This window comes from Burkholderia sp. BCC0398, assembly GCF_902833245.1.
GTDB classification, from domain to species: Bacteria; Pseudomonadota; Gammaproteobacteria; order Burkholderiales; family Burkholderiaceae; genus Burkholderia; species Burkholderia sola.
Genome location: NZ_CADFEM010000009.1, coordinates 335376 through 347200 on the forward strand (window position 1 = coordinate 335376; position 11825 = coordinate 347200).

The 11825-nt window shown below is 68.4% G+C and carries 9 protein-coding genes; 6 read left to right on the top strand and 3 right to left on the bottom strand.

Translation table 11 applies throughout. The annotated features are described in order from the left end of the window. Positions 1-25: 25 nt before the first annotated feature. From HWX76_RS21605 to glcC, 3 genes are all read right to left on the bottom strand, one after another. On the bottom strand, positions 26-409 hold the full coding sequence (locus HWX76_RS21605; protein WP_050013447.1) for a hypothetical protein: 384 nt from the start codon (positions 407-409) through the stop codon (positions 26-28). A gap of 173 nt (positions 410-582) precedes the next feature. Continuing rightward, complete coding sequence (locus tag HWX76_RS21610; protein WP_124680518.1) at positions 583-2049, bottom strand: DEAD/DEAH box helicase; 1467 nt, start codon at positions 2047-2049, stop codon at positions 583-585. A 61-nt stretch (positions 2050-2110) separates the two neighbouring features. Next, on the bottom strand, positions 2111-2881 hold the full coding sequence (gene glcC / locus HWX76_RS21615; protein WP_050013449.1) for a transcriptional regulator GlcC: 771 nt from the start codon (positions 2879-2881) through the stop codon (positions 2111-2113). A 223-nt stretch (positions 2882-3104) separates the two neighbouring features. Here glcC and glcD point away from each other — a divergent pair, with 223 nt between their 5' ends. From glcD to HWX76_RS21645, 6 genes are all read left to right on the top strand, one after another. After that, positions 3105-4604, top strand: coding sequence for a glycolate oxidase subunit GlcD (gene glcD, locus HWX76_RS21620; RefSeq protein WP_176016318.1), 1500 nt, complete (start codon positions 3105-3107; stop codon positions 4602-4604). Then, positions 4604-5689 (top strand): glycolate oxidase subunit GlcE, encoded by a 1086-nt coding sequence (glcE, locus tag HWX76_RS21625; RefSeq protein WP_176016319.1) that lies wholly within the window; start codon positions 4604-4606, stop codon positions 5687-5689. Before glcD ends, glcE begins: the two co-directional genes overlap by 1 nt. A 24-nt stretch (positions 5690-5713) precedes the next feature. Then, positions 5714-6934 (top strand): glycolate oxidase subunit GlcF, encoded by a 1221-nt coding sequence (glcF, locus tag HWX76_RS21630; protein ID WP_176016320.1) that lies wholly within the window; start codon positions 5714-5716, stop codon positions 6932-6934. Positions 6935-6956: 22 nt separating this feature from the next. Continuing rightward, positions 6957-7361 (top strand): heme-binding protein, encoded by a 405-nt coding sequence (locus HWX76_RS21635; protein WP_050013453.1) that lies wholly within the window; start codon positions 6957-6959, stop codon positions 7359-7361. Between the two features lie 45 nt (positions 7362-7406). After that, on the top strand, positions 7407-9581 hold the full coding sequence (locus HWX76_RS21640) for a malate synthase G (RefSeq protein WP_050013454.1): 2175 nt from the start codon (positions 7407-7409) through the stop codon (positions 9579-9581). Between the two features lie 561 nt (positions 9582-10142). Continuing rightward, entirely contained in the window at positions 10143-11708 is a 1566-nt protein-coding gene (locus HWX76_RS21645; protein ID WP_050013455.1) for a sensor domain-containing diguanylate cyclase, read from the top strand. The last annotated feature ends 117 nt before the right edge of the window (positions 11709-11825 follow it).

Sequence of the window (11825 nt, forward strand, 5' to 3'; positions counted from 1 at the left end):
ACGTACCGACGAACGACGCGCCCGGTCAAAGATCCCCGCGCACTTCCCCGGTTCCCAACGCGCTCCGCTGCCGGTTGACCTCCGCCCACAGTTCATCGCTGTCGTCGTCGCGCAGCACGATCATCCAGTCCAGTTGCTCGTCGGTCACGCCGAAGTACGCCATAATTTCCCGCCGCACCCCATCGATGAACGCCGCGTATTCCGGCGTGGCCTGTGCCCGCGCGTGCAGTGCGTCGTATTCCGCATCGTCCACGCCGCCGCCCTGCTCGTCGATATAGCGCGAGATCCACTGGTCTCGTTCGTGGTCGTAATCGGCCTCGGCGCGCATCGCTTGCACAGCCGTGTAGAAATCCAGTTGGGCAAACGCGGCGATCGCCGCCGTTGTCGCCTCGTCGAATGTCGTCGTCATTCCATCTCTCACTTCAGTCATCGCACATCATGGGTCACGCGGCGAAGCCGCTATCGCGCGCGGTTTCAGGTCGCTCACGAGAAAACCGGCAGCGCTGTTCCGAACCACCCCTATGCGTTCACTGCATCGGACGGTTCGATCGTATCGGGCACTTTGAAAGGGAACGATTCAGGCTACCTGGACGGTTTGCCAGGTTTGCCGCGACCACCAGCAGATTTACCGGCAGCCTTCCCCGGCGCCGGCTTGCCGGCCGGTTTGCCGGCCGGTTTGCTGCGCGGCTTGTGCACGCTGAACGGGCTGCCGATGGTGTAGTCCGGGCCTTGACCGGCACCATTGGCCGCCGCGTGCTGCACCCCAGGCTTGCGCTTGCCTTCGCCACCTTGCGTATGCGGCTTCTTGCCCGGCGTCTGCTTGGCCACCGGCGCAGCTTGCGGCACCTTCGGTTTCTTCGGCTTTTTGGGTTTCTTGATGATCTGGCCCGTCGCGCTGGTTTCCGGCACGCGGTGTTCGGCTTCGAAACCGGGCTCTTCCTCCCGGCGCAGCGTCTGCCGGATCAGCGCTTCGATCGCGGCCAGTTGTGGCGCTTCATCCGCGCACACGAGCGACACCGCGACGCCGCTGGCGCCCGCGCGGCCGGTCCGGCCGATACGGTGCACGTAGTCTTGCGCGACGATCGGCAGATCGACGTTGATCACCAGCGGCAGATCGTCGATATCGAGCCCGCGCGCCGCCACATCGGTGGCGACCAGCATCTGCACCTCACCCGTCTTGAAGCGCTCCAGCGCGCGCAAACGTGCGGGTTGCGGCTTGTCGCCGTGGATCGTATCGACCGCATAGCCGGCTTTCTCCAGCATCACCGCCAGATAGTCGACACCATTGCGGGTCTTGACGAACACCAGCGCGTGCTCCCACTTGTTCTGGGCCACCAGATGCATGAAGAGGTCGGGCTTGTTCCGCTTGTCGACCGGTACGACCCACTGCTTGATCTTGCTGGCCGTGGCGTTGGGCGGGCTGACGCTGATGTCGACCGGGCTGCGCAGAATGCCGGCCGCCAGCGTGCGGATTTCGTCGGAGAACGTCGCGGAGAACAGCAGCGTCTGGCGCTTGGCGGGCAACGCGGCAAACACCGCGTCGAGTTCGCGCGCGAAGCCGAGATCGAGCATGCGGTCGGCTTCATCGAGCACCAGCGTCTGGACCTGATCGAACTGCACGGCGTTCTGCCGATTGAGGTCGAGCAAGCGGCCGGGCGTCGCGACGAGCACGTCGACACCCTTGCGCAGCTTCATCATCTGAGGATTGATGCTCACCCCGCCGTACGCGGCCAGAAAGCGCAGATCGAGGCCCTTCCCGTACTCGACGAAGCTTTGCAGCACTTGCTCGGCCAGTTCGCGCGTGGGCACCAGCACCAGCACGCGCGCACGGTTGCTGGACACCGCCGGGCCGTGTTGGACGAGCCGTTGCAACAGCGGCAGCGCAAAGCCGGCCGTCTTGCCGGTGCCGGTCTGTGCGGCGGCCATGACGTCCTTGCCGCCGAGCACGACGGGAATCGCCTTGGCCTGCACCGGCGTGGGTGTCTGGTAATTGAGGCCCTGCAGATTACGCAGCAACGGCTCGATCAGGCCAAGCGAGGCAAAAGACATGGACGTGTTCCGGGCTAAAACCGCAATTCTAGCGGTTACCGCGTCGGCCAGGCCCGCCCGCTCATGTCCACCCTTCGAGCCGCAACGTCGAACGCACGAGCCGCTGTTCCTCCTGCTCGATCTCGCGCAGATAGTCGACGCACTGACGGATATGTTCGCTCGCGGCCTTGCGTGCCTGGTCGGGCAGCCGGCCGGTGACCGCGTTGTAGAGCCGCGCATGCTGGCGGTCGATCTGCTTCTTCAGCGGTTCGCGGTGATAGAGGTTGTTCACCGACGCGAACACCGAGCTGAGCAGCAGGTCGGTCAGCGACTGCAGCGTGTTGACGAGCACCGGGTTGTGCGATGCCTCGCAGATCGCCAGATGAAACGCGTGGTCGAGCTTCGCACGCGCAGCGGGATCGAGATCCTGCGCGTCGGCCGCCGTCATTTCCTCGTAGCGGCGCCGGATCAGGATGAAATCGGCCGGCGTACCGCGCAGCGCCGCGAGCCGAGCGGCCTCGGCCTCGAGCATCCCGCGCACCTCGAACAGGTCGTACAGCGTGCGCGGCTGCGAGCCGAGCAGATGCATCATCGGCGTGATCGCGCGCTGCGGGGTCAGGCTCGCGACGAACGAACCCTTGCCGTGCGTCGTGTCGATGATCCCGCGCGCGTGCAGCAGCTTCATGCCTTCGCGCACGGCCGTGCGCGATACGCCGAGCTTCTCGGTCAGCCGCCGCTCCGACGGCAACGCCTGCCCGGCCTTCAGCACGCCGTCGACGATCAACTGCTCGATCCGCTCGGCGACGACGTCGGCCACGCGCCGCGCCGGCCGCTCCCGATCCTGCATTTCCATACTGGTATGACCACTTTTGACGGATGCCGTCGATTTTCGCACAAAGCCTTGTCTTGATTGGGTTTTATCGATCATTCAGGAAACCAGGATCGATGCCTTTCCAAAAACTGGTACGACCACTGTCAAGACGGCTGGACAGGCCCGCGCGTCCCGCCAAGAATGCCGTCCATCCGGCGTGTCGCGCATCGCGCGGCCAACTGCCTGGTGGAGACGGAGACACACGATGAGTTTCATCTACGACGAACGGATCGACGGCCCGTTGGCGACCGTCGACCGCGCCACGCTCGTCGCCGCGCTGCGCGCGGCGGCGCCCGGCCTCGACGTGCTGCATGAACGCGAGGCGTTGAAGCCGTTCGAATGCGATGGCCTCGCCGCGTACCGCACGGTGCCGCTCGCGGTCGTGCTGCCCGATACGGTCGACCAGGTGCGCGCGGTGCTGCGCGTCGCGGCCGCGCACCGCGTGCCGGTCGTCGCGCGCGGCGCCGGCACGGGGCTGTCGGGCGGCGCGATGCCGCTCGAAAAAGGCATCCTGCTGGTGATGGCGAAGTTCAACCGGATGCTCGACATCGACCCCGATGCCGGCATTGCGCGCGTGCAGCCCGGCGTGCGCAACCTCGCGATTTCGCAGGCTGCCGCGCCGCACGGCCTTTACTACGCGCCCGACCCGTCGTCGCAGATCGCGTGCTCGATCGGCGGCAACGTCGCCGAGAATGCGGGCGGCGTGCATTGCCTGAAATACGGGCTCACGGTACACAACATCCTGAAGGTCGAGATCCTGACGATCGACGGCGACACGCTCACGCTCGGCGCCGACGCGCTCGACGCACCTGGCTTCGACCTGCTCGCGCTGTTCACCGGCTCCGAGGGGATGCTCGGGATCGTCACCGAAGTGACCGTGAAGCTGCTGCCGTTGCCGCCGAGCGTGAAGGTGCTGATGGCGAGCTTCGACGACGTCGCCGAGGCCGGCGCCGCGGTCGCGCGGATCATCGGCGCGGGCGTGATCCCAGGCGGCCTCGAGATGATGGACAACCTCGCGATCCGCGCGGCCGAGGATTTCATCCACGCCGGCTATCCGGTCGACGCGCAGGCGATCCTGCTGTGCGAGCTCGACGGCGCGGCCAGCGATGTCGAAGAAGATGCCGAACGCGTCGCCGCGCTGCTGCGCGACGCGGGCGCAAGCGAGATTCGCGTCGCGCGCGACGAAACCGAACGCCAGCGCTTCTGGGCCGGCCGCAAGAACGCGTTCCCGGCGGTCGGCCGGATGTCGCCCGACTACTACTGCATGGACGGCACGATCCCGCGCCGCGAGCTGCCGCGCGTGCTCGAAGGGATCGCCGCGCTGTCCGCCGAATACGGGCTGCCGGTCGCGAACGTGTTCCACGCGGGCGACGGCAACCTGCATCCGCTGATCCTGTTCGATGCGAACCGGCCGGGCGAGCTCGACCGCGCGGAAGCGCTCGGCGGCAAGATCCTCGCGCTGTGCGTCGCCGTGGGCGGCAGCATTACCGGCGAACACGGCGTCGGGCGCGAAAAGATCAACCAGATGTGCGTGCAATTCAACGCCGATGAAATCACGTTCTTCCACGCGGTGAAGGCCGCGTTCGATCCGCAGCGCCTGCTCAATCCCGGCAAGAACATCCCGACGCTGCACCGCTGCGCCGAATTCGGCGCGATGCACGTCCATCACGGCAAGCTGCCGTTTCCCGAACTGGAGCGCTTCTGATGCGACGCGACATCGAATCCATCGAGTCCATCGACGACAGCGCGGCGCTCGTCGCGCAGGTCGACGCGGCGATCCACGCTCGCCAGCCGCTGCACATCCGCGGCGCCGGCACGAAGGCGTTCGTCTGCCGGCCGGTCGAAGGCCGCACGCTCGACGTGCGCACGCATCGCGGCGTCGTGTCGTACGACCCGACCGAACTCGTCATCACCGCGCGCGCGGGCACGCCGCTCGCCGATCTCGATGCGATGCTCGACGCGGCCGGCCAGATGCTGCCATGCGAGCCGCCGTCGTTCGGCGGCGCGGCGACGGTCGGCGGCATGTTCGCGGCGGCGCTGTCGGGCCCGCGCCGCCCGTGGGCCGGCGCGGTGCGCGACTTCGTGCTCGGCTGCCGCGTGATCACCGGCCACGCGAAGCATCTGCGCTTCGGCGGCGAGGTGATGAAGAACGTCGCGGGCTACGACGTGTCGCGGCTGCTCGCCGGCAGTTTCGGCTGCCTCGGCGTCGTGACCGAGGTCTCGCTGAAGGTGCTGCCGAAGCCGCGCGCGACCGGCGATCTCGCGTTGACGCTCACGGCGAGCGAAGCCGTGCAACGCGCCGCCGCGTGGCGTCGCGCGGGGCTGCCGCTCGCGGGCGCGTGCCACGCGGACGGCGTGCTGCGCGTGCGGCTCGAAGGCGGCGACGGCTCGGTGAAGGCCGCGCGCGACACGATCGGCGGCGACCGGATGGACGACCGCGACGACGCGTTCTGGGCACATCTGCGCGACCTGTCGCTGCCGTTCTTCGACGATCCGCGGCCGCTGTGGCGCGTATCGGTGCCGGCCGCCGCGCCGCTCGACGCGCTCGCGGGCGCGCAGCTCGTCGACTGGGGCGGCGCGCAGCGCTGGCTGAAGACCGACGCCGCGCCGGCCGACGTGCAGCGCTTCGCCGCGCAGTGCGGCGGCCACGCGACCTGCTACACGCCGGGCACGACAGCGGAGCCGTTCCAGCCGCTGCCGCCCGCGCTGCTGCGCGTGCACCGGCAACTCAAGGCGCAGCTCGACCCGCACACGATTTTCAATCCCGGCCGGCTCTACGCCGACTTCTGACGCGAACCCGACTTCGACCCGCCGATGCAAACCAACCTCAGCGAAGCAAGCAAGGCCCTCGCCCGGGCCGACGAAGCGGAAGCGATCCTGCGCGCCTGCGTGCACTGCGGCTTCTGCAATGCGACCTGCCCGACCTACCAGGTGCTCGGCAACGAGCTCGACGGGCCGCGCGGCCGCATCTACCTGATCAAGCAGCTGCTCGAAGGCGAGCCGTGCGGCGAACGCACGCAACAACATCTCGACCGTTGCCTGACGTGCCGCAACTGCGAAACGACCTGCCCGTCCGGCGTGCGCTATCACACGCTGCTCGACATCGGCCGCGCGGAAGCCGAGAAGCGCGTGCGGCGGCCCACGCGCGAGCGCCTGCTGCGTGCGGGGTTGCGTCACGTGGTGCCGCGCCCGGCGACGTTCGCCGCGCTGCTGAAGGCCGGCCGCGCGCTGCGCCCGCTGCTGCCCGGCACGCTGCAGGACAAGATCCCGGCCGCCGTGCCCGCGGCCGCGCCGCGCCCGGCCGTGCGCCATGCGCGACGGGTGCTGATGCTCGAGGGCTGCGTGCAGCCATCGCTGTCGCCGAACACCAATGCGGCCGCCGCGCGCGTGCTCGACCGGCTCGGCATCAGCGTGACGCCGGCGCGCGAAGCCGGCTGCTGCGGGGCGACCGAATATCACCTGAACGCGCAGGACGCGGGCCTTCAACGCGCACGCCGCAACATCGACGCGTGGTGGCCGGCGATCGAGGCCGGCGCGGAAGCGATCGTGCTGACCGCGAGCGGCTGCGGCGCGTTCGTGAAGGAATACGGCGACCTGCTGCGCTCCGACCCCGTCTATGCGGAGAAGGCACGGCGCGTCGGCGCACTCGCGCGCGATCTGGCCGAAGTGATCGCGGCGGAGCCGCTCGACGCGCTCGCCGACGCGACGCCACGGCGCGTCGCGGTTCACTGCCCGTGCACGCTGCAGCACGCACAGCGCCTCGGCGGCGCGGTGGAAAGCATCCTGACGCGGCTCGGCTTCGATCTGACGAATGTCGCCGACGGCCATCTGTGCTGCGGCTCGGCCGGCACCTATTCGCTGACGCAGCCCGCACTCGCGACGACATTACGCGACAACAAGCTCGATGCGCTCGAAGCCGCGCAGCCGGACCTGATTGTCACCGCCAACGTCGGCTGCCAGACTCACCTGAACGGCGCGGGCCGCACGCCCGTGCGCCACTGGATCGAGCTCGTCGACAACCGGCTGGTCGACTGACCGCCTATTCCGGAGGAACGCCATGCAAACGAAACCCGAACTCGAACTGGCCGATGCCGAGCGCATGCTCGCCGCGGCCCGCGCGGAGGCGGAACGCCACGGCTGGGCCGTGTCGATCGCCGTCGTCGACGATGGCGGCCACCTGCTCGCGTTCGCGCGGCTGGACGGCGCATCGCCGGCCAGCAGCACCATCGCGCAGGACAAGGCGCGCGCGGCGGCGCTCGGCCGTCGCGAGACGAAGGCGTATGAGGATATGATCAACGGTGGCCGCACCGCGTTCCTGAGCGCGCCGCTGACGGGGTTGCTCGAAGGCGGCGTGCCGGTCACGGTCGACGGCCGGATTGCAGGCGCGATCGGTGTGTCTGGCGTAAAGTCCGAACAGGACGCGCAGATCGCCCGCGCCGGTACACAAAGCGTCGTGGCATAGCCAGCCAACGCGCGCGCGTTTTTCAATTCCCCGGGAGGAATCACGATGATCGACCAAGCAGGACTGCAAGTCGCGCCAGCGCTGAGCCAGTTCATTGAAAACGAAGCGCTGCCGGGCACCGGCATCGACAAGGCCGCGTTCTGGAGCGGTTTCTCGGCCCTGGTGCACGACCTCGCGCCGCGCAACCGCGAGCTGCTCGCCGAACGCGACCGCCTGCAGCAGGAACTCGACGCGTGGCATCGCGCGCACCCGGGCCCGGTACGCGACCACGCCGCGTATCGCGCGTTCCTCGAACAGATCGGCTACCTCGTGCCGGTCCCGTCGAACGTCGCGGCCGCCACCGCGAACGTCGACAGCGAGATCGCCACGCAGGCGGGCCCGCAGCTCGTCGTGCCGCTGTCGAACGCGCGCTATGCGCTGAACGCCGCGAACGCGCGCTGGGGCAGCCTGTACGACGCGCTGTACGGCACCGACGCGCTGCCGGAAGACGGCGGAGCCGAACGCACCGCGGCCTACAACCCGACGCGCGGCCAGCGCGTGATCGACTATGCACGCAACGTGCTCGACAACGCGGCGCCGCTCGCGAGCGGCTCGCACCGCGACGCGCTGCGCTACCGCGTGCAGGACGGCCAGCTCGCGGTCGAAACCGCGAAGGGCAACGTCGCGCTCGCGCAGCCGGCGCAGTTCGTCGGCTACCAGGGCGCGGCCGACGCGCCGTCCGCGATCCTGCTGAAGCACAACGGCCTGCACGTCGAGATCCAGATCGACGCGTCGACGCCGATCGGCCGCGCCGATCTCGCGAACGTGAAGGACGTCGTGCTCGAAGCCGCGGTCAGCACGATCATCGACTGCGAGGATTCGGTCGCGGCGGTCGACGCCGACGACAAGGTCCAGCTCTACCGCAACTGGCTCGGCCTGATGCAGGGCACGCTCGTCGAGGCAGTCGCGAAAGGCGGCAAGACGTTTACGCGCCGCCTGAACGCCGATCGCGAGTACACGACGCCGGCCGGCGGCACGCTGTCGCTGCACGGCCGCTCGCTGCTGTTCGTGCGCAACGTCGGCCACCTGATGACCAACGGCGCGGTGCTCGACCGCGACGGCAACGAGATTCCGGAAGGCATTCTCGACGGCGTCGTCACGACGCTGTGCGCGCTGCACGACCTGAAGGCCAAGCGCAACTCGCGCACGGGCTCGATCTACATCGTGAAGCCGAAGATGCACGGCCCGGCCGAAGTCGCGTTCGCCGACACGCTGTTCGCGCGCATCGAGGATCTGTACACCCTGCCGCGCAACACGCTGAAGATGGGCATCATGGACGAGGAGCGCCGCACCAGCGTGAACCTCGCCGCGTGCATCGCGGCAGCGGCCGCGCGCGTCGCGTTCATCAACACCGGCTTCCTCGACCGCACCGGCGACGAGATGCACACCGCGATGGAAGCGGGCCCGATGATCCGCAAGGGCGACATGAAATCGTCCGCGTGGATCCAGTCGTACGAGCGCAACAACGTGCTTGCGGGCCTGTCGGCCGGCCTGCGCGGCCGCGCACAGATCGGCAAGGGCATGTGGGCGATGCCGGACCTGATGCATGCGATGCTCGAGCAGAAGATCGCGCATCCGCGCGCCGGCGCGAACACCGCGTGGGTGCCGTCGCCGACCGCCGCGACGCTGCACGCGCTGCACTACCACCTCGTCGACGTGCAGGCCGTCCAGCAGGAACTCGAGAAGACGCCGTACGCGAGCGAGCGCGACGCGCTGCTCGAAGGGCTGCTGACGGTCCCGGTCGTCGAGCGCGCCGCGTGGAGCGAGGCCGAGATCCTGAGCGAGGTCGAGAACAACGCGCAGGGCATCCTCGGCTACGTCGTGCGCTGGGTCGAACAGGGCGTCGGATGCTCGAAGGTGCCGGACATCCACGACGTCGGCCTGATGGAAGACCGCGCGACGCTGCGCATTTCGAGCCAGCACATCGCGAACTGGCTGCGCCACGGCGTGATCACCGAGGCGTTCGTGCTCGACGTGTTCAAGCGCATGGCCCGCGTCGTCGACCAGCAGAACGCGGGCGATCCGAACTATCGCCCGATGGCGCCCGGCTACGACCAGTCGACCGCGTTCAAGGCCGCATGCGCGCTCGCGCTGCAAGGCACGTCGCAACCGAGCGGCTATACCGAGCCGCTGCTGCATCGGTTCCGGCTCGCGTTCAAGGCGCAACAGCACGGCGCCTGAACCTGCGCACGCGGGCTCGCCCGCATGCCGGACACCGGTCGTACGCCGACCTTGCGAAACGGGCAGCCCGCGCGGCTGCCCGTTTTCCTATTTGCGTGCACCGTGCCGTTGAAACCGATAATCGGTAGATATCGCGCGCTTTCGCATGCGGTGCTCACCCGACGTTAATCCCGGTGCGCCCGCGGACGTGCGCCGCACGGCCTTTTCCGCACTGCCGCACAGCCTTGCGCGACAACGCTTCGCCGATATTTGCAAGCCCGGGATTACGCGAAAATTTGATCCCGATCAACAGGTTGCAACATTTTCCGCGCACACAAACACGCGCGTTATACTCCGTTCAATTCGCGTCGCGATTCGTCAGATGGTCGAATTGCAGCAGACGTTACCTGTGAATACCCGGTTTATCGGTTTCTCGGGCCGCGATTGTCGATAATCGGTGCCCGGTTTCTCCGCTGAACGGAAGGCTGGCACGGGAAGGGCGCGCACCGGATCGCCACCGGTAGTCATACGAACAATCGCATCGGCCCGCCGCCCGGCGACGATGCCCCCGATCCACGGACCATGGCAGAAACCGACTACGCAATGCCCAGCGAATCCGGCGTGACGAGCCGTGTCGCCGCTCATCTGCGCCGGTCCCTGCTGCCGCACCTGATCTTCTATACGGGGCTGCTGATCGCGCTGATCCTGCTGCTGCTGTGCGGGATCGTGCTGTACGAAGGCCGGATCGACGCGCGCGACCGCTCGCGCAGCATGCAGCAGAACCTCGCGCTGATGGCGTCGTGGGACATCGAACGCAACATCGAGATCTATTCGCTGTCGCTGCAGGCGGTCGTCGAAGGCGCGAACGACCCGGCGGTGACCCGGCTGCCGATGGCGCTGCGCCGCCAGGTGCTGTTCGATCGCGCGACGACCGCCAAGTACCTCGGCGGCATCTACGTGCTCGACGCGAAAGGCGACATCGCGGTCGACGGCATGAGCGACGTGCCGCGCAAGGCCAACTTCGCCAACGAACCGTACTTCACCGTGCACCGCGACCGTCCCGACGTCGGCCTGTACGTCAGCCCCCCGTATCACTCGCGGCTGCGCGGCGGCTCGCCGAGCATCGCGCTCAGCCGGCGAATCACGCGGCCCGACGGATCGTTCGGCGGCGTCGCGGTGATGTCGATCCGGCTCGAATATTTTCAGAACCTGTTCTCGCGGCTGTCGCTCGGCGATCGCGGCTCGGTCGCCCTGATCAACACGGATGGCAGGATGGTCGCGCGCGAGCCGTACGACCCCAAGATCGTCGGCCGCGACATCAGCCGCGCGAGCACGTTCCGGCACTTCATGACCGCCAACGAAGGCAGCTTCGCCGATACCGCAACGATCGACGGCGTGCGGCGCCTGTACGTGTTCCGGCACCTCGAGCACCTGCCGCTCATCGTCATGGTCGCGCGCTCGGAAGCGGACACCTACGCCGCGTGGTACGACCGTGCGATCCCGATCGGCTCCGCGATGGTCGCGCTCGCGATCGGCTTCGTCGGCCTGTCGCTGCTGCTCGACGTGCAGTTGCGCAAACGCCATCGCGCGGAAACCGAGCTGCAGGCGCTCGCGCGCACCGACGGCCTGACGGGCCTCGACAACCGCCGGATGCTCGACGTCACGCTCGCGCGCGAATGGCGCCGCGCCGCGCGCTCGCAACATGCGCTGTCGCTGCTGTTCATCGACGTCGACGACTTCAAGCGCTACAACGACACGCAGGGCCACCAGGCCGGCGACGACGCACTCGCCGCGGTCGGCCACTGCATCGCCGGCTGCCTGCGCCGCCCGGCCGACTATGCGGCGCGCTACGGCGGCGAGGAATTCGTCGTCGTGCTGCCGGATATCGACACGGACGGCGCGGTGACGATCGCCGAAACCATCCGCACGGGCATCCTCGATCTCGGCATCCGGCACGACGCGGGCACGGTCGGCCGCCTGACGGTGAGCATCGGCGTGACGACCAGCTACCCCGAACACGACGACAACATCCAGGCCGCGCTGAAGCGGGCCGACGATGCGCTGTATCGGGCGAAGGAAGGCGGGCGCAACCGCATCGCCGTGCAGGCGGCCACGTCGCCCGACACTCGCGAATCGCGGCGGGCCTGAACGCACGGGCAGCGGCGGGGCGGCGGCCGCCGCCCGCCTGCAAAATCGCCGACAATACCGGCTCGATATGCCACCGCGCGGCCGCGCGGCCGATGCGCCCGGCCTGCGCGCCTGGCC